Raw genomic sequence first — 18,938 nt, 5'->3', positions numbered from 1 at the left:
CGTGAGCGGCGTCGAAGCGGGGCGGGGCGTATAAGGCTGCATCGGCAGCACCCAACCGCCCCGGACGTAGAGCGGGAACTCTTCGAGCGGCTTGGCGATGCGGCATTCCTGCCCGCCGTCGAACCGTTCGTGGGTGAAATAGTCGTACCACACGTCGCCCGCCGGGAACCAGACCTTCTGCGAGGCTGTCTTGTCCGCGCCTTCGCCCGGCGAAGCGATCGGGGCGGCGAGCAGGATATCCCCGAAAAGGAACTCCTGTTCGTTTTCATACGCGCGTTCGTCGCTGCCGTAGTCGATATACATCGGCCGGTTGAGCGGCACCATCGTCGAGTGGGTCTGCCATACGCTGCTGTAAATATAGGGCATCAGCTCCGAGCGCATGTGGTACATGCGGCGCATGGCGGCCGTTTCGCGCTCGCCGCTGATCCACGGACGGCGGTCGAGCCGCGCGTCCTTGGTCGAATGTACGCGCAGGGCGGCCGAAAGGGCGCCGAACTGCGTCCAGCGCACCGTCAGCTCGGGGTTCGGATCGCCGCGGAACCCGCCGATATCATGCGCCCAGTAGTAGCAGCCCGCGTTGCCGCTGGCAGCCGTGAGCTTAACCTCGAAAGCCAGCATTTCCCAGTTGGCCTGCGCGTCGCCCGAGAACTGGATCGGATGGCGATGGTCACCCCAACCCGCCCAACGGCTGTAACCGGCGCCGCGCAGCCCCTTGCGCTCGGTCTGGCGGTAGTAGAGCTCGTTGATCCACTGCAACGACGTGGAGCGGTAGCCGCGCACCTCGGGATAGAGGTAGTTCTGCTGCCAGTCGAGCCACCAGAAATCGGCGCCCATATCCTCGGTGGCATGGTGCGCATGTTTGAAAAACGTCTCCATGTATTTCCGGTCGCCGAGGTCGAAAAGCAGCGGATGGGCGGGGTCGGCCCCCATGTCCGCCATAAAGGCGGCGTACATCTCCTCGTGGGGGCGTATGCCGTCGTGGGGATGGTCGTTGAGCGACACCGTAACGCCGCGGCGGTGCACCTCGGCGATCAGCGCCCCGGGATCGGGAATGCGTTTGCGCTCCCACGTATAGCCCGTCCAGCTGCGGCTGCCGGCATGCCCGGTGCCGATCCTGGCATCGTAGGTATGCCAGCCCATGTCGAAGACGAGGTTGTCGAGCGGGAAATCGTTCTCCTCGTAGCCGTCGATGATCGAAAGGAACTCCTCCGACGTATAGTCCCAGTAACGGCAGTACCAGACGCCGTGGATGTATTTGCGGGTCATGGGAACGCGGCCGCTGATGGCGCCCAGGTCGGCAAGGGCGGCCTTGTAGTTGTTGCCGTAGACGAAACAGTACTGATCCTGCACATGGCTTTTCGTATCGCGCGGGCAAAGCCAGCCGTCGACCAGCAGGTCGGAGCGTTCGTCGTCGATCACATACCAGCCGTCGCGGCTCAGCAGGCCGTTCTGCATGGGGATCTCCCCGGTAACGCGGTCGAGCGTCTCGACCGGGCCGCCGAGGTTGTTGCGGAAAATACAGCGGTTGGTGAACTTCTTCTCCTTGCCGTTGAGCTTGTAGTATGCCGCAAAGTTATGCAGCCCGAACGGGAATCCGTCGTGCTCGTAGACGATGCGCAGGGCCGAGGTGGAGATCTCGTAGCGGTTCCCGCCCAGCTCCCGCACCCTGAACTCCGACGCGGGGAGCAGGCTGCCCCGGTCGTAAGCGAAATAGGTGGGGTCGTCGATGAATTTGCCGTCGTGTGCGAATTCGAGTCGGAACAGCGTCGGGGTGATGAGCGTCAGGCGGTTCTCGCCGAAAACGAGCGGGTTGCCCGAAGGCTGTGCGACGGCGGAAAACCCGCCGCACAGGAAGAGCAGAAAAATCAGAAAAGGATATTTCATGATCGGGATATGGTTGAAAAATTCTCCGCACCGTCGGAACGGGCAGTGCGGAGAAACGTGTTTGCGAAAAATGGATCTATTCGTTGCGGATGCTCTCGGTATATACGTTCCCGTAGGGGTCGGAAGCCCTCACCGTGACCGTTCCCCAAGACTCCGACGCGGGTTTGTAGTAGAACATGTGGTCGTTCTGGGATTCGGGTTCGGCCGTCGGACGGTGCTCGGGTTTGGTGTCGCCGAACATGAAATCGTAGGCGCGGCGATCCATTTCGTACCTGAGGTTCGAATCGGACGGAAGCGTTACCCAGCCGGCATTATCCTCCTGCACCTCGACCGTCCAGGTGGTATGCCAGTTGAAGATGTTTAGGATGAGGCCGTCGCGGTATTTTTCGGAAACCGCCTCGCCGGGGCCGTAGAGGTACATCTGGTATTCGCGCGGGAAAGCAGTGCCCTTATAGTACCAGTTCCTGATCCGGTTGCCCTCGATCTCGTAGACGGCGTAACCGCGGGGGCTGCCGTCGTTGCACAGCTCCTCGCCGTTCCAGTAGGCACCCATCACCGCCCCGAGCGTATTCTCCTCGATGGTTTCGGAGATCGTGGTCGTATAGTTGTTGTGCGAGTGTCCCGAAAGTATCCGGACATTATAGCCGTCGAGCAGGGCGTAAAGCTCCTTGTAATCGGCGACATGGCTCGTGGGACGGTTGCGGCGCGAAGTGGCGATATGCAGGCCGATGATGATGAGCTTGTCCTTGGGGACATATTTCAGATCCTGCTCCAGCCATGCCATCTGTTCGTCCGTGATGTCGGCGGTATAAGAGGACGAGCCGGTGTAGAGCACGTCGTCGAGCACGATGAAATGACAGTCGCCGATGTTGTAGGAGTAGTACGTGGGGCCGAACGCCGCCTCGAAGCTGGCATCGGCATCGGCATCGACGGTTATGGCTTTATTGTGATCGTGGTTGCCGATGACCTGGAAAACGGGCACGCCGATCTTTCGGATACGCTGCTTGTAAACCTCGTGGAAGGGCATGTTGTCCCAGACCAGGTCGCCCAGCGAAATGCCGTAAACGGGAGCCTCCAGTTCCTGCTGCACGTAAGGGATCAGCAGGGGCAACACCTCCTCGTCGAGCATCGTCACCTCGTCGTCGCGGCCGATCTGCACGTCGGCCAGCGCCAGCAGGGTGAAACGCTCTTTTTTGCCCGTGCGTTCGAGCTTGAAGCTGCGCTGCACGACGTCGTTGTCGCCCATGGCGATCTTCTTGTAGATCTTCGGCATGCCGTTCTCCACCGGAATTTCGTATTCGGCGGGGACGGAGACGAATACGAACGGGGCGTTCCGCTTCACACGCATCTGGTAGATGCCCTGGGCGTCGGTGGTCGTCACCGTGACGCCGTCGCTCACGACCACGCCCTCGATCGGGCCGGTACCGTCGGTGACACGGCCCACGAGGTTCATGCCGGGCTCGGGGGTGATGTCCACCTTCTCGTAGAGGCCGCCGAGAATCTGGGCGCCTTCGTCCTCGCTGCAGGCCACGAAGCCGGTGGACAGCAGGAAGACCAACAGATATTTGATGTATTTTATCATTTTTTCGGTTTTTTAAAGTTCATATCTTGCCCCGGGGCCCCGGACAGGCGGGATCCCCCGGGATCGCCGGGGATCAGTAACCGGGGTTCTGCTCGATCAGGTTGTTGGCCGAGATCGCCGAGTTGGGGATCGGGAACAGGTTTTTGTTCTTGTCGTTGAGCGGCGTATGATCCCACCAGGACTCCGTCACGAACTTGTCCCAGCGGATCAGATCCGTACGGCGGCGTCCTTCGCCCAGGAATTCGATCATCCATTCGTCGAGCATACGGTATTCGTCGAGGTTGTCGGCCGTCACGGGGTTGGGATCCGCGCCGCCCTCGAAGTTGCGCCCGCGAACCTGGTTGATCAGGCCGGCAGCCGTCTTCTTGTCACCGGCACGCAGCTCGCACTCGGCAAGCATGTAGTAGATCTCCGAGAGTCGGATGACCGGGCAATCGGGATTCCAGCGCAGCAGCTTGTCGTCGAGGTTGGGCTGCGGCGCCTTCACCAGGCGTACGCCCGAATTCTCCTCGCCGTCGGCCATCGTCGAGGTAAGCTCGGCGACAGAATTGTATTTGGTGCCCACTTCCGAGAAACGGGCGACCTGGTCGACCAAGTTGATCACCTTGCCGCTATACTCCTTCTGCCCCAGGCACTGCTGGGAAGGGTTGTTGGGGTTGGTCTGGTCGCCGACGAGGAACATGCCTTCGTATTTGCGGCTACCCAGGTAACGGTAGGGCTTTTTACGCAAGTCCTTGTCGTTGAATTTCTGGTAGGGATTGCCCAGTTTCCACTGCGTGTAGTAGCGTCCCTGGGGATCGAGCGACGGCGTGAGCATGAAACCGTTGTAGCCTGCGGTCTCGATACCGAAATATTCGTAGGATGAATAATGGTAGAAATATTTGAAATACCAGTTCCACTCGACTTTGGAGTTCTCCGAAGGCACCGTCCAGATCACCTCGGGCGAGGTGTTGTTGTCGAAACAGTGGGGGCCGTACCAGGTCTTGTCCAGCTCGTAGGTGCCGTAGACACCGCCGATGATGTCGCGGCAAATCTCTGCGCACTCGTCGAAATGCTCCTCGCCGATGTAGGCCACCGCATTGAAATAGAGCTGGGCCAGCAGCGCCGCGGCGGCAGCCTGCTTGATGTAACCGTCTTCGGAAGCGCCGAGCGTCGTTTTCTTCGACAGGGCGGGGATGGCGTCCTTGAGCAGGGTTTCGATATGGGCGTAGGTCTCGCGCGCCGTGCTGCGGGCGCACAGGTCGTCGTCCACCGAGTAGTAAATGGGCATGCCGCCGAAATAGTCGAGGCCGCGCATGTAGAAGTAGGCCGTGATGGCATTCAGCTGGTTGATGTGGTCGGCCTTGACGGCGTCGTTGAGCCCGATGGCGTTGTAATCGACCCCCTGGAGGTCGGACTTGGCTTCCAGGGCACGCGAAATACCCCCGGTCGTACCGTCGTAGGTATTGACGACGAAGCGGTCGTCGGGCGACCAGGTGTGGTAATGCAGGCGGTAGTACTCGCCGCTGTTATACCAGTCGCTGCCGCGCTTGGGGCACACCATCTCGTCGGTGGTCAGCTCCTGGAGGTACCACCGGTCGGCACCGATGTACCATTTCCAGTGGGTGAAGGGACGGCAAAGCACGGCATAGGTGCTTTCGGGCGAGGTGAAGAACGTATCGGGGGTGACTTCCGAGTAGAACTTCTCGTCGAGGTCGCAGGAAGGCGCGCAGAGGGCGGCAGCCCCGACCGTCACGGCAATTATATGTTTCAGTTTCATAATGGTTCTCGGTTTGGAATTAGAAGTTTAACTGCACGCCCAGCGTAAAACGGGTCGTCTGCGGGTACATCGTCGAGGTGTCGTTGACATACTCGAAACCGGGGTACAGGCCGTTGATGTTGACCTCGGGATTGAGGCCGTTGTAGTCGGTGAATACGGCCACGTCGCGGATGGTCAGGTAAAGTTTCGCAGACTGGATATAACGCGTCCATTTCCGCAGGTTGAACGTATACCCGAGGTTGATGGCGTCGATCTTGAGGAACGAGCCGTCGTCGAGCCAGTAGTCGCAGAGGATCTTCTCGTCCTTGATGTTACGGTTGCGCGTGTAGGCCGACTTGAGGACGTTGAGCTGCGAATCGTTGGCCAGGCCGTAGTACATGTTCACCTGGCTGAAGACATCGTACCCGAGCCAGCTGCGCAGGAAGATCGACAGATCCCAGTTCTTGTACTTGAACGTATGATCCCACGAGAGGATGACCTTGGGGATCGCATTGCCCACGAAATGTTTGTTCTCGGCCACGAGGTTCGACGTGCTGCCGTCGGTGGCCGGCACGATCTCGTTGTTCTTGTCGTAGATCATCCACTTGCCGTTCTCGTCGAGCCCGGCGTACTTGTAGATGAAGTACTGCCCCAGCTCGAGGCCGTTCTGCAGGCGGACGGCCGTACCCGGGTTGCCCGGCGAGGGGAAGGTCACTTCGTCGAGGAAGAACCCGTCGTCGCCCATGCTCTTGATCTTGGTCTTGTTATGCGACAGGCGCAGGGTCGACGTATAGCGGAAATTCTTGCTGCGGACGATGTCCCCGCCCAGTTCGAACTCCCAACCCTTGTTCTCGAGGCTGCCGATGTTCTTCATGACCGTATCGTGTACCATCGGGGGCATCGGGGCATTGACCGAATAGAGCATGTCGTCGACCTGGCGGAAGTAGAGGTCGAACTTACCCCAGAGGCGGTCGTTGAAAAGCGAGAAGTCGAGACCGAAGTTGAGCTCGGATTTCTCCTCCCACTTCAGGTCGGGGTTGATATTGCGAATCGAACCGTAACCGGGCTGCCAGACCCCGTTGGTGGGCCACATGTCGTTGGCTTTGTACATGCGGGTCGTGTAGCCGTTCCCGAAGCCGTTGTTACCCGTGACGCCGTAACCCAGGCGCACCTTGAGGTCGCTGATCCAGGCAACGTCGCGCATGAACGCTTCGTTCGAGAGACGCCAGCCGCCCGAAACGGCCCAGAAATTACCCCAGCGGTTGTTCACGCCGAACTTCGAGGATCCCTCACGACGGAAGCTCACCGTAGCCATGTAACGGTCTTTATACGAATAGTTGGCACGCCCGAACATCGAAAGCAGGCGCTCGCGGGGATCCTTGTTCGAATCCATCGAGGCACGGCCGTCCGTGAGGTACGAACCCACGCCCATGTCCCACGGGCCGACGCCGTCGACCGGGAAGTCGTAGTTCGACATGCTGAAATCCTCGCCGCCCGCCTGCCAGAAGCTGTAACCGGCCACGACGTCGAGCGTATGGTCTTCGCGGAATACGCGGTGGTAGTTGGCATAGGCCTCGACCGAAACGCGGTTGTCCTTGCTGAACTTGTGCGACGCACCGCCGCGGCGGCTGTTGTCGATCGACTCCTTGTGGTCATGCGAAACGTAGGTATATTCCTGGTACTGGCGTTTGTCGATACCCACGGTTCCCTGCAGCGAGAGGCCCTTCATCAGGTTGATCTTCACAGTGGCGTCAGCCAGCAGCCACTGGTCTTTGCCGTTCTTCGTGCGCAGCATGATGTCGGCCACGGGATTGAAGGTCGTGCCGGAGATGCCGTTGCCGACCACGTTGTACTTGGAAGGGTTGGCCGGGTCGTAAAGCGGAATGGTGGGATTGAGGCCGAAGGCCATCTTGAAGATGCCCGACGAGTTGCGGTTGTCGCGCTCGGCCTCGCGGAACTGGGCGTTGGCGCGCACCTCGACCACGCCGTCGAAGAGGTTGAACCGGGCGTTGACACGTCCCGAATAGTCCTTGCGGTTGTCGCCGATGACGATACCCTTCTGGTTCTGGGCCATGAACGAAGTATAGACCTGGGCCACCTCCGTACCGCCGGCAATGCTCACCGTATGGCGCTGCGAAAAGGGCGCATCATTGGTCAGTTCCTTATACCAGTCGGTATCGGCGCCGTAGTCCTCGCCCAGGCCGTACTCGATATACTCGCTCGACGAGAGCAGCTCGGGGTACTTGCGGACGGTCTCGAACGAGAACTCGCCCGTATAGTTGGCCGTCACGCTGCCCTGCTTGGCGCGTTTGGTCGTAATGAGGATCACACCGCCGGCGGCACGCGTACCGTAGATCGCACCCGCCGAAGCATCCTTCAGCACGTCGATCGACTCGATGTCCTCCTGGTTGATCGCCCGCATGTCACCGCCCGGGATGCCGTCGATAACCACGAGCGGGCTCTGGCTGGCATTGACCGACGCGATGCCGCGCAGCTGGAAATCATTGCTGCTGTTGGGGCTGGCGCTGCCCGAGATGGTAAGTCCCGGAACCTTGCCCTGGAGCGCCGTGGCGATGGTCGAACCTCCCATGCCGGCCGTCAGGTCATCGCCCTTGATCGAGGTGATGGACGAAGTCACCGACTTCTTTTCCATCGTACCGTAACCGATCACCACGACGTCCTTGAGTACCTGGCTGTCGTCTTCCATGACGATGTCGATGACCGAACGCGCCCCGACATTCACGGTCTGCTCGGCATAGCCGATGAACGAGAATTTCAGCTGGCTGTCTGCCGCGGCATTGATCGTGTAACTTCCGTCGATGCCCGTGGTCGTACCCGTCGTCGTGCCGACCACCACCACGGTGGCACCGATCAGCGGCTCGCCGGCCGTGTCGGTCACCTTGCCGCTCACCTGATTGCGGCTTTGCGCCTGTGAGGACAACGCAGACGCCGTCAGCACCAGGCAGAACACGAAACGCAGAAAATACCCTGCATAGGATTTCCCCGTATCTGCAAATCTGTTTTTCATATCTTTTTCTCTCTTGTTTTTCATTGATTTGTCACCGCAGGACTATTCGGCTGCGATTTTCGTCATCTTGACATTGTCGAGGTACCAGCGGTAATAACCCGATAATCCCTGCTGGGTGGAGCGGATGACGACCCGGGTTTCACCCGTAATCCCGTAAAGCTTCACGCTCATAGGTGTCCATTCCCAATGCTCTCCGGGTGTCATCGGCTCGCTCTCTTTTCCCTGATCGCCGTTTATGCTGCCGGGGCCCTCGAGAATGGCGACTGTGACGGTTACCGCGTCGGGCTTGCCCGTACCGTCGCCGCCGATATTCGATGCGGCCACGAACGTCAGTTCAATATCAGTGGCCTGACCCTCGGGAATCGCAAGAGCCGGCAGGATGATTCCGGTCTGCTTGTCGCCTGCACCCATTTTGAGATAATCCGAGCAGGCGTAAATCGTCCGTACATCGGGATTGAAATCGGTCAGCCCGGCATCGGAAAACACTTTGTCTACTACATATTTACCGTTCACCTCCGAGTAGATATTGACCGCTCCCTTCTGTGTATGTTCGCCCACGCAGTCGGTACCTTTGAACTTCGAAGTCCAGTCGAACGGCTCGTCATAATAGACATAGCCGACCTCCTTGCCGTCGTCGTCGAAGAGCGAGTTCTTCGCATTCTGGGCGACCCGAACAACGGTCTCCAGGCCGGTGAGCGAGGTCAGTATCTTCACCTCTCCGTTGCGGGGCGCACCCGTGGTGTTCTCGCCCACGGTGAGCGTCACCTCGGTCTGGCCCGCATCGCCCGAAGCCGGGCTGGGCGTCAGCCAGCCGTCGGACTCCGCCGTCCATGCCTCGGCCGCCGTGACGGTGAAGGTAAGCGGCGTGCGATCCTCGTCGGCAAATCCGAACTTATTGACGGAAAAGCTGTTGACGGAAACCTTCAGTCCTTCGAGATTCTGGGTGACGGTGACGGTCGCCGTTTTCGAATCGGCCGTAACGGTGAACGTACCCGTACGTACTCCATCGGTCGTATTCTGGGCGATATCCAGGTCGATGCTCTCGTCTCCGGGAGCACCCGAAGTCTTGACAGGGGAGATCCACTTGCTGTCGTCGGCGACGGATATTTCCCAGTCGCAGTTGGTGGAGATGAAGATCGCAGCCTTCTCGCCGGTTTCGAGCAGACCCGATTTCACGACGGTGATCTTCGCCGGCGTAACGGAAAGTGCATCGACCTTGAGTTTCTGTGTCACGGCTATCGTACGGCGCGTGCCGCCGTCGCCTTCGAAGATGATGAAACCGGTGCGATCCTCGCCCGTATTGTTCTCGTCGATGGAGAGGAAAATACGCACGCGGCCGCGGTCGCCTTCGGTATGGGTGAGGTGGATCCACTCCTCGACATAGGTGGCCCGCCACGAGCGGTTCGTACCCAATTCGAAATTGACCATTTCCCCTTCGGTGGTGAGGCCCGTGTATTCGACTTCGATCTCCTGGCGGGTAACCGAGAGGAACGCGTCGGGATCAGCGTCGTCGCACCCCGCAAAACCGAGGCCCGAGACGAGCAGCAGGGCGGATGCGGCCCTGAATAACATATGCTTGAAATTCATGTTGGTTCTGTTTATGATTATGGACACCTGTTAGTCGCGGGGAGCCTTGACCATCTTAACGTTATCGAGGTACCAGCGGTGATAGCCCGACACACCGAACTGGGTGGAGCGGATAACGATCTGCGAGCGGTCGGTGACACCGTAGAGCGTGACTTTCATGCTCACCCACTGGTTCCACGAGCTAACGCTCGACATGGAAAGTGACGCGCTCTGTTTCACAGAGGGGCTGTCGACCGTTCCGGGACCTTCGTAAACCTCGACGGTCACCGCCGTGTCGTCGATACCGCGCAGCGTTATGCCGCTGCCCGTACCGTCAATCGAAACGACCGGAGCCGCGTCGAACGTCAGGGTAATCGTGGACGACTTGCCTTTCTGGATATATTTGCCCATGTCGATGGCCAGGCCGTTCTGCTGGTTGTTCTTACCCATCTTGAAGTAGTGCTTGGCCATGTAGAAGGCATTGCCGCCGTAATTGTACTCGCTGTACCCCATCTGCGTAAATTTGAGCTTGGCCGCAGCATGGTTGCGCACGGCCTGCGTGGAGCCCTGGTCGGGGAACTGCACCTGATCCTGGCCCCCGAACTGCTCGCACCACGAAAAGTCGTCGTCGAGATAAACATGGTCGATTTCCAGCCCGTCGTCGGTATCGGGGGCAAGCGTCTGGGTCACGGTTACGGTTTCGGAAAGCCCGCCGCTCACGACGGCCAGGTGTCCGACACGGATATCCTCCGTCTCGTTGGGCTTGACATCCAGAACGACCGATACACGGCCTTTCCCGGTAGGTTTGTCGACCGAAAGCCAATCCGCATCGGAGGTAATGGCATACCCCCGGTTGGCCAGCACATCCAGCGTCGCTTTCGACCCCGTACTCAGCGTACCGGTTCGGATAACCTCTACGCTGACTTTACTTACGGTGAGTCTGGCTGCCGCATCTTCCGCTTTGTCCTCGACACAGGACGGAAAACAACAGGCACAACCCATCAGAAGCAACAAGTGTAAAAATGTTTTCTTCATAGATTAGCAGGTTTAGTTTGTGATATTATGAATGTAGGTGTTTTTAAAAAAATTACAAATCGCAAGTCGGGAACACTGCGCAGCAACAAAAGTATCCATTTTAAAAGGGCAGGTAAAGAGCAACGACCGATAATATAGAAATTAAAATTTCATATCTTATTGATAATAATTATTTTATAAATACACCGTACAGAATGTTATATAGATTCGGGAAGGCCGAAACCGGCATAAACGAGGCGATTCAGCACCGGTTTCAAGCCGGAACGAAGCACGGATTCCGCAGTTTCCGTCTTTTTTTCGGATTTCGCATCGAAATAAATCGAAACAAAACGATACATCCGCCGATCCGGCAGCCGGGAATCCGGCGACGGCCACCGGACAAGAGGAGAATAAAACAAGGAAGCGGGGATAACCGGGACACAAGAGCAGGCCGGAACCGGACGCGGCGGGCGCACGGTAAAAATGGTAGCATGAACCGTAATCGGGGTAACCGATAGTAGGTCAGGACATATTATCTTTGCATCGTGGAAACAGCCGTTTCCCCGAAAGGCGGGGAGCGGAGGGACTTGCGACATGAACGAACATGACAAAAGAACAAAAGACACAGGCTATCGAATTGTTATTCGCAGAAAAATGCTCGTGCGTAATCCGCAACGGGGATTCGATGCGGATATTCCGCGAACGAGGCGTGGCCGACCTCTTCCGGCTGCTACACGAAGAGCCGCAACTGCTGCGGGGCGCTTTCATCGCGGACAAGGTCGTCGGCAAAGGCGCCGCGGCGCTGATGGTACTGGGCGGCGTGGAAGGGCTTTTCGCCGACGTGGTGAGCCGCCCTGCGTTGGAGCTGCTCGCCGGGGCCGGCATCGCGGTGGAATACACGGTCGTAGTGCCCAACATCGTGAACCGCGCCGGGACGGGCACCTGCCCCGTGGAGCAGCTTTGCGCCGGGGCGGCGTCGGCCGCCGAGTGCCTGCCGCTGATCGAAGGGTTCATGCAGAAAATGAAGGAACGACATGGATAGGCTAATGAAAAAATTGGGTTTGCTGGCGCTCTGCACGGGGCTGTCATTCGCGGTACACGCCGTGACGCCGCAGGCGGAAGCCCCGGCGGAGCAAAACGTGAAGATCGACTCGGTCGTCGTGACGGGGGCGCGCTATGCGTCGGACATCCGCCACCTGCCGATGACCGTGTCGGTGGTCGGCCGGGAGAAGATCGAACAAAGCTTGCAGCCTTCGCTGCTGCCGACCCTGACCGAGCAGGTTCCGGGGCTGTTCACCACCGCACGCGGGATCATGGGCTACGGCGTGTCGGACGGCGCCGCGGGAGGCATCTCCCTGCGCGGGCTGAGCGGAGGCTCGGGGCGGCTGATGGTGCTCATCGACGGGCACCCGCAGTACATGGGGCTGATGGGGCACCCGATCGCCGATGCCTACCAGTCGCTGATGGCCGAACGGGTCGAAGTGCTGCGCGGCCCGGCATCGGTGCTCTACGGTTCGAACGCGATGGGCGGCGTGGTGAACATCGTCCCCCGCGGGATGCGCGAGCAGGGCGTGAAGACTTATGCCGACATCGGCTACGGCTCCTATAACACATTGCAGACGGAGGCGACGAACCGCATCCGCAAGGGCCGTTTCACGTCGGTGGTCAGCGGCTCGTACAACCGCACCGACGGACACCGCGCCGACATGGGATTCGAGCAGTACGGCGGTTATGCCAAGCTGGGCTATGAGATTTCGCAGGCATGGAACGTGCGGGCCGACGTCAATGTGACGCACTTCAACGCCTCGCAGCCCGGGACGGTGACCAACCCGATGGCCGATGCCGACCAACGCATCACACGCGGCATGACTTCGCTCTCCGTGGAGAACAACTACGGCCGGACTTCCGGGGCCCTGAGCCTCTTCTACAACTGGGGCCGCCACCGGATCAACGACGGCTACACGGTCGATCCCAACGACACGAACAATCCGAAAGATTACCGTTTCAACTCACGGGACGACATGATGGGCGTATCGTGGTACCAGAGCGCCCGGCTTTTCAGGGGCAACCGGCTGACCGTCGGCGCGGACTACTACCGCTTCGGAGGCGAGGCGTGGAACAGATACGTCGGGGGAGACCGCAAGGGCGAGCGCTCCGACATCGCCGACAAGTCGCAGGACGAGGTGGCCGGCTACGTCGATTTCCGGCAGGACATCGGGGGCTGGCTGACCTTCGACGCCGGGCTGCGCGTCGACCACCATTCGCACATCGGGACGGAGTGGATCCCGCAGGCGGGGCTTTCGTTCCACCTGCCGCACACCATCGAGCTGAAAGCTTCGGCCTCGAAGGGTTTCCGCTACCCCACCATCCGCGAGATGTATATGTTCCCGCCGCAGAACCCCGACCTGAAACCCGAGCGGATGTGGAACTACGAGGTGGCCTATTCGCAGCGGCTGCTCGGCGGGCGGCTCACCTACGGCATCAACCTCTTCTACATAGACGGCGAAAACCTGATCGTCGCCGTGCCGCGCGAGGGGACGACGCCGCTGAATATGAACACCGGGAAGATCGACAACGCCGGCGTCGAGGCACAGGCCGCCTACCGCATTTCGGAGGCCTGGTCGGTCGCCGCCAATTACAGTTACCTGCACATGGAGAACCCCGTGATCGCCGCACCGGAGCACAAGCTCTACACCGAGGCCGGGTTTGCCCGGGGCCGCTGGTCGGTGACTACGGGCGTACAGTACGTCGCGGGGCTCTACACTTCGGTAAAGGCCAACGGCCGGGGCACGGAGAACACCGAGGATTTCGTGCTGTGGAACCTGCGGGCGTCGCTGCGCGTGAGCCGCTGCCTCACGCTGTTCGCCCGGGGCGAAAACCTGCTGGCGCAGCGCTACGAGATAAACGCCGGATACCCCATGCCGCGGGCGACCTTCATCGGCGGCATACGCCTGGATTTTTAAATACGGGCGGAAAACACTATTTTTGACACAATCAATAACGACAATATGGAAACAACGGCTGTAAAACTCTATTCGACGGGCTACCGCGAGGCGAAGACCTACCTCGCGGCGGCGCTCTTCGTGGCAGGCAACATCGTCCTGCCCCAAATCTGCCACCTCGTGCCGCAGGGCGGCCTGCGGTGGCTGCCGATCTATTTCTTCACGCTGGTCGGCGCCTACAAATACGGCTGGCGGGTGGGCCTGCTGACCGCCGTGCTCTCGCCGGCGGTGAACTCGGCGCTGTTCGGCATGCCCGCAGCGGCGATGCTGCCCGTGATCCTGCTCAAATCGGTGCTGCTGGCCGTCGCCGCAAGCCTCGCTGCATGGCGGGCAGGGCGTGTGACGCTGCCCCTGCTGGCGGGCGTCGTCCTCTTCTACCAGCTGTTCGGCTCGCTGGGCGAATGGGCCTGGACGGGCTCGGCGGCCGCCGCCCTGCAGGACATCCGCATCGGGCTCCCCGGTATGCTGGCACAGGTATTTGCAGGATACGCGGTGCTCAGGTACCTATTACGTAATTAACAATCCCAAGACATGACAAAAATGTATATGGTTTCGTTACTGTCGATCCTGCCTTTCACGGCCCCGGCCTGCGGATCGGCACAGGGCGGCGGAGAAGCGCCCGAGGCACCCAAGGTCTATTTCGTGCGGGACATCACGCCGGAGAATATGGTGCGCCTGTACGAGGCGCTGGAGCGTCCGGCGACGGGCAAGGTGGCCGTGAAACTCTCGACGGGGGAACCCGGCGGGCACAACTTCCTCAAGCCGGAGCTTATCAAGGAGCTGGTGCAGAAGGTGGACGGCACGATCGTCGAATGCAATACCGCCTACGGCGGCGGACGCGCCAGCACGGAAAACCACCTGAAGGCCGCCGCCGACCACGGCTTCACGGCCATCGCCCCGGTGGACATCATGGATGCCGAGGGCGAGGTAAGCCTGCCCGTGAAGGGCGGCAGGCACCTCAGGGAGAACTTCGTGGGGTCGCACTACCCCGCCTATGACTTCACGGTGGTGCTCTCGCACTTCAAGGGGCACGCCATGGGCGGCTTCGGCGGTGCGGTGAAGAACATCTCGATCGGCATCGCCTCGTCGGCGGGCAAGGCGTGGATACATTCGGCCGGGAAGACCAAGAATGCCGCCCAGATGTGGGGCAACCTGCCCGCGCAGGACGATTTTCTGGAGTCGATGGCCGAGGCGGCCAAGTCGGTGGCAGACCACTGCGGGGAAAAGATACTCTACATCAACGTGATGAACAACCTGTCGGTGGACTGCGACGCGCACCCCGAAGACCCGAAGATGGGAGACATCGGCATCCTGGCCTCGACCGACCCGGTGGCGCTGGACAAGGCGTGCGTCGACCTGGTTTACGCATCGCCCGACCCGGGCAAGGTGCACCTGATCGAACGCATGGAGTCGCGCCACGGCATCCACACGCTGGAACACGGCGAAGCGATCGGGCTGGGCTCGCAGCAATACGAACTCGTGGAACTGGAATAGGATGGAGTACCGCATACTGGGGCGCACAGGACTGAAGGTCGGCGCCATTGCGCTGGGTTGCGAGGGATTCACGGACAAGACGGCCGAAGAGGTACGGGCCGATTTCGATTTCGCCATCCGCAACGGCATCAACTTCCTCGACCTTTACGCCTCGAACCCCACGCTGCGCAGCAACATCGGCGCAGCGCTGGCGGGCAGGCGCGAGAAGTTCGTCATACAGGGGCACCTCTGCTCGGTATGGGAAGAGGGGCAGTACCTGCGCACGCGCGATCCGGAGAAATCGCTGGCGGCGTTCGAAGACATGCTCGCACGGCTGGGAACGGACTATGTGGAGATCGGGATGATCCACTACGTGGACGCCGAGGCCGACCTGCGCGAGGTGCTCGACGGCCCGATCATGCGCCTGGCGCAACGGCTCAGGTCGGAAGGGCGCATCCGCCACATCGGCCTGAGCAGCCACAACCCCGTGGTCGCGCACATGGCGGCCCGGACGGGGCTCATCGACGTGCTGATGTTCTCGGTGAACCCCTGTTACGACCTGCTGCCGCCGAGCGACGACGTGGATACGCTCTGGGCGGACGAGAGTTACGCGCGGGAGCTGCACAACATCGACCCCGAACGGCAACGGCTCTACGAATTCTGCGAACGCGAAGGGATCGCCATCGACGTGATGAAGGCCTACGGCGGAGGCGACCTGCTGAGCGACGCCAACTCGCCCTTCGGACGCCCGATGACCCCGGTACAATGCCTCGAATACGCCCTGACGCGCCCCGGCGTAGCGGCCGTAATGGCCGGCTGCCGCAGCCGCGCCGAGATCGAAGCGGCACTGGCCTGGTGTTCGGCCACGGTCGCGGAACGCGACTACACGGGGGCGCTGGCCGGGCTGGACAAATTCTCGTGGGAAGGGCACTGCATGTACTGCGGGCACTGCGCCCCGTGTTCGGTGGGGATCGACATCGCCGGTGTGAACAAATACTACAACCTGACCCTGGCACAGCACGAGATACCGGAGACGGTGCGCGAACATTACAGGCTCCTGCCGCACCACGCCTCGGAGTGCATCGCCTGCGGCCGCTGCGAACGGAACTGCCCGTTCGGCGTCGACATCATCGGCCACATGCGGCTGGCGGCGGCGAAGTTCGGATATTAGAATGACGGAACGAATCATAGCACAAAGACTCGGGATCAGCCTCCCGCAGGTGCAGGGCACGGTACGCCTGCTGCGCGAAGGCGCCACGATCCCCTTCATCAGCCGCTACCGCAAGGAAGCGACCGGCTCGCTCGACGAATTGCAGATCGGGGCGATCAAGGAACAACTGGACAGGCTCACCGAGCTGGAAGCCCGCAGGCAGACCGTCCTGGCAACCATCGAGGGGCAGGGCAAACTGACCGGGGAGCTCCGCAAACGGATCGAAGAGTGCTGGGACGCAGTGGAGCTGGAGGACATCTACCTGCCCTACAAACCCAAGCGCCGCACACGCGCCACGGCGGCCCGCGAACGGGGGCTGGAACCGCTGGCCGACATCGTCATGGCACAACGGGCACACGACCTTCTGCGTCAGGCGCAACGCTTCGTCACGGCCGAGGTAGCGACCCCCGAAGAGGCCATTGCAGGAGCCTGCGACATCATCGCCGAGAGGATATCCGAGGACGAACAGGCCCGCAACACCGTGCGGCGCACGATGGGACGCGAAGGGGCGGTGCACTCGAAGCTCGTGAAGGGCAAGGAGGCCGAGGGAGCGAAGTATTCGGACTACTTCGACGCCGCGTCGCCGCTGCGCAGCATCTCGTCGCACCGGTTCCTGGCCATGCGTCGCGGCGAAGACGAGGGGATCCTGCGCATCTCGATCGATGCCGACACGGAGCGCATCACCGAAGCGCTCTGCCGCCGGTTCATACGTCCCGGATCGGCAACGCGCACATATATGGAGGCCGCCGTGGCCGACTCGCTCAAGCGGCTCATCCGACCGTCGATAGAGACCGAGCTGCTCGCGGCCGCCAAAGAGAAGGCCGACGACGAGGCAATCGGGGTATTCGCCGAAAACCTGCGGCAGCTGCTCCTTTCGGCGCCGCTGGGGCAGAAGCGCGTGATTGCCATCGACCCCGGATTCCGCACGGGCTGCAAAGTCGTCGTCCTGGACTCACAGGGCAACCTCGTGCACAATACGACCATCTACCCGCACCCGCCGCAGGGCCGCTATGCCGAAGCGGCGGAAACGCTGTGGGCGCTGGCGGGGAAATACAGGGCCGAAGCCTTCGCAATCGGCGACGGTACGGCGGGGCGCGAAACCGAGCAGCTGGTGCGCGGCCTGGGACTGGACGGAGCCGTGGAGATATTCATGGTCAGCGAGGACGGCGCATCGGTCTACTCGGCGTCGGCCGCGGCGCGCGAGGAGTTCCCCGATTACGACGTGACGGTGCGCGGCTCGGTGAGCATCGGCCGGAGGCTGATCGACCCGCTCTCGGAGCTGGTGAAGATCGACCCCAAGTCGATCGGCGTCGGGCAATACCAGCACAGCGTCGACCAGGGAAAACTCAAGGCCAGGCTCAATACGGTGGTCGAAAGCTGCGTGAACAGGGTCGGGGTGAACATCAACACCGCCTCGAAGCACATCCTCACCTATATTTCCGGACTGGGGCCGGCGCTGGCGGAGAACATCGTGGCGTACCGCGCCGCGAACGGCGATTTCAAGAGCCGCAAAGAATTGCTCAGGGTGCCGAGGCTGGGCGCCAAGGCCTACGAACTGGCCGCGGGTTTCCTGCGCATCGTCGGCGGGCAGAATCCGCTGGACAACAGCGCCGTGCATCCCGAATCGTACCACATAGCCGAGCGGATGGCCGCCGACGCGGGCGTGACGGTCGACAGGCTGCTCGCCGACAAGGAGCTGCGCAGGGGCATCAAACCCGAGAGATACGTGGACGGACAGGTCGGGATTCCGACCGTGACGGACATCGTCGAAGCGCTGGACAAGTGCGGCCTCGACCCGCGCGAACAGCTGCAGGCCTTCTCGTTCGACCCGAACGTACGTACGATCGGCGACCTGCGCGAAGGGATGACGCTGCCGGGCATCGTCACCAACATCACGGCCTTCGGGGCTTTCGTCGACATCGGGATCAAGCAGGACGGGCTGGTGCACATTTCGCAGATGGCCGACCGCTACGTCGCCTCGCCGGCGGAGGTCGTGCACCTGGGACAGCAGGTCGAGGTGCGGGTCACCGGGATCGACACCGCCCGCGGGCGGATTTCGCTCTCGATGCGCAAATAAAGCGGGGAGCGAACGGGCGCGGACAGGCAGGAGGTTTGACGCTCACCGGGTTGCGGACGGGCGTCCCGGAAAAGGAAATGCAGGGCCGGAATGTCCCTGCATTTTTTGTTTACAATTTGTTCATTAATTGCCCGCACGCATATTTGCGATCCGGGAAAGTATGTCTACATTTGTTCCGGAGCAAGGTTCCCCGCCGGCGGCTGCCGGCACGGGATCAAAAGGGAACTCCTGTGAGAATCAGGGGCTATTCCCGTAGCTGTAAGCCTTGATTGCGTTCCGCACTCTCTTGAGCCACTGTCCCCCGGGACGGGAAGGCGTGCGGATGGGGCGAGCCAGAAGACCTGCCTTGCGAGCTGCGACATCC

The 18,938-nt window shown here is 60.9% G+C and carries 12 protein-coding genes and 1 riboswitch; of the genes, 6 read left to right on the top strand and 6 right to left on the bottom strand.

Annotation, left to right across the window (positions count from 1 at the left end):
- From QVP03_RS03705 to QVP03_RS03680, 6 genes are all read right to left on the bottom strand, one after another.
- A partial coding sequence (locus QVP03_RS03705; protein WP_288210623.1) for a glycoside hydrolase family 31 protein occupies positions 1 to 1,884 on the bottom strand: 1,884 nt, incomplete at its 3' end.
- A gap of 76 nt (positions 1,885 to 1,960) precedes the next feature.
- Complete coding sequence (locus tag QVP03_RS03700; protein WP_022332255.1) at positions 1,961 to 3,466, bottom strand: calcineurin-like phosphoesterase C-terminal domain-containing protein; 1,506 nt, start codon at positions 3,464 to 3,466, stop codon at positions 1,961 to 1,963.
- Between the two features lie 73 nt (positions 3,467 to 3,539).
- A complete protein-coding gene (locus QVP03_RS03695; protein WP_022332254.1) occupies positions 3,540 to 5,225 on the bottom strand; it encodes a RagB/SusD family nutrient uptake outer membrane protein in 1,686 nt (561 codons plus the stop codon).
- A 19-nt stretch (positions 5,226 to 5,244) separates the two neighbouring features.
- Positions 5,245 to 8,232 carry a SusC/RagA family TonB-linked outer membrane protein gene (locus tag QVP03_RS03690; RefSeq protein ID WP_022332253.1) on the bottom strand — a complete coding sequence of 996 codons (2,988 nt, stop codon included), beginning with the start codon at positions 8,230 to 8,232 and terminating at the stop codon, positions 5,245 to 5,247.
- Between the two features lie 42 nt (positions 8,233 to 8,274).
- Positions 8,275 to 9,819 (bottom strand): BACON domain-containing protein, encoded by a 1,545-nt coding sequence (locus QVP03_RS03685; RefSeq protein WP_022332252.1) that lies wholly within the window; start codon positions 9,817 to 9,819, stop codon positions 8,275 to 8,277.
- A 30-nt stretch (positions 9,820 to 9,849) separates the two neighbouring features.
- Complete coding sequence (locus QVP03_RS03680) at positions 9,850 to 10,833, bottom strand: BACON domain-containing protein (RefSeq protein WP_022332251.1); 984 nt, start codon at positions 10,831 to 10,833, stop codon at positions 9,850 to 9,852.
- A gap of 583 nt (positions 10,834 to 11,416) precedes the next feature.
- On the opposite strand from QVP03_RS03680, the gene QVP03_RS03675 reads away from it, so the two are divergent.
- The 6 genes from QVP03_RS03675 to QVP03_RS03650 are packed head-to-tail and all read left to right on the top strand — an operon-like array spanning position 11,417 to position 18,574.
- Complete coding sequence (locus QVP03_RS03675; protein ID WP_022332250.1) at positions 11,417 to 11,854, top strand: DUF1893 domain-containing protein; 438 nt, start codon at positions 11,417 to 11,419, stop codon at positions 11,852 to 11,854.
- Positions 11,855 to 11,858: 4 nt separating this feature from the next.
- Positions 11,859 to 13,775, top strand: coding sequence for a TonB-dependent receptor (locus tag QVP03_RS03670; RefSeq protein WP_256166152.1), 1,917 nt, complete (start codon positions 11,859 to 11,861; stop codon positions 13,773 to 13,775).
- 45 nt (positions 13,776 to 13,820) lie between these two features.
- Positions 13,821 to 14,333 (top strand): hypothetical protein, encoded by a 513-nt coding sequence (locus QVP03_RS03665; protein WP_018695645.1) that lies wholly within the window; start codon positions 13,821 to 13,823, stop codon positions 14,331 to 14,333.
- Between the two features lie 12 nt (positions 14,334 to 14,345).
- A complete protein-coding gene (locus QVP03_RS03660; RefSeq protein WP_256166153.1) occupies positions 14,346 to 15,308 on the top strand; it encodes a DUF362 domain-containing protein in 963 nt (320 codons plus the stop codon).
- Position 15,309: 1 nt separating this feature from the next.
- A complete protein-coding gene (locus tag QVP03_RS03655) occupies positions 15,310 to 16,458 on the top strand; it encodes an aldo/keto reductase (protein WP_022332247.1) in 1,149 nt (382 codons plus the stop codon).
- 1 nt (position 16,459) lies between these two features.
- The gene (locus tag QVP03_RS03650; RefSeq protein ID WP_022332246.1) at positions 16,460 to 18,574 is read left to right on the top strand and encodes a Tex family protein; all 2,115 of its coding nucleotides are present in this window, start codon (positions 16,460 to 16,462) and stop codon (positions 18,572 to 18,574) included.
- Between the two features lie 166 nt (positions 18,575 to 18,740).
- A riboswitch (cobalamin riboswitch) is annotated at positions 18,741 to 18,938 on the top strand.

Source organism: Alistipes sp. CAG:29 (assembly GCF_000435435.1).
GTDB lineage: Bacteria > Bacteroidota > Bacteroidia > Bacteroidales > Rikenellaceae > Alistipes > Alistipes onderdonkii.
This window is presented reverse-complemented; position numbering and strand designations above follow the sequence as displayed.

What these genes read in the sequence shown, in the direction of transcription:
- QVP03_RS03700 (WP_022332255.1), bottom strand. Translation starts at nt 3,466, where the DNA reads ATGATAAAATACATCAAATATCTGTTGGTCTTCCTGCTGTCCACCGGC.
- QVP03_RS03695 (WP_022332254.1), bottom strand. Translation starts at nt 5,225, where the DNA reads ATGAAACTGAAACATATAATTGCCGTGACGGTCGGGGCTGCCGCCCTC.
- QVP03_RS03690 (WP_022332253.1), bottom strand. Translation starts at nt 8,232, where the DNA reads ATGAAAAACAGATTTGCAGATACGGGGAAATCCTATGCAGGGTATTTT.
- QVP03_RS03685 (WP_022332252.1), bottom strand. Translation starts at nt 9,819, where the DNA reads ATGAATTTCAAGCATATGTTATTCAGGGCCGCATCCGCCCTGCTGCTC.
- QVP03_RS03680 (WP_022332251.1), bottom strand. Translation starts at nt 10,833, where the DNA reads ATGAAGAAAACATTTTTACACTTGTTGCTTCTGATGGGTTGTGCCTGT.
- QVP03_RS03675 (WP_022332250.1), top strand. Translation starts at nt 11,417, where the DNA reads ATGACAAAAGAACAAAAGACACAGGCTATCGAATTGTTATTCGCAGAA.
- QVP03_RS03670 (WP_256166152.1), top strand. Translation starts at nt 11,859, where the DNA reads ATGAAAAAATTGGGTTTGCTGGCGCTCTGCACGGGGCTGTCATTCGCG.
- QVP03_RS03665 (WP_018695645.1), top strand. Translation starts at nt 13,821, where the DNA reads ATGGAAACAACGGCTGTAAAACTCTATTCGACGGGCTACCGCGAGGCG.
- QVP03_RS03660 (WP_256166153.1), top strand. Translation starts at nt 14,346, where the DNA reads ATGACAAAAATGTATATGGTTTCGTTACTGTCGATCCTGCCTTTCACG.
- QVP03_RS03655 (WP_022332247.1), top strand. Translation starts at nt 15,310, where the DNA reads ATGGAGTACCGCATACTGGGGCGCACAGGACTGAAGGTCGGCGCCATT.
- QVP03_RS03650 (WP_022332246.1), top strand. Translation starts at nt 16,460, where the DNA reads ATGACGGAACGAATCATAGCACAAAGACTCGGGATCAGCCTCCCGCAG.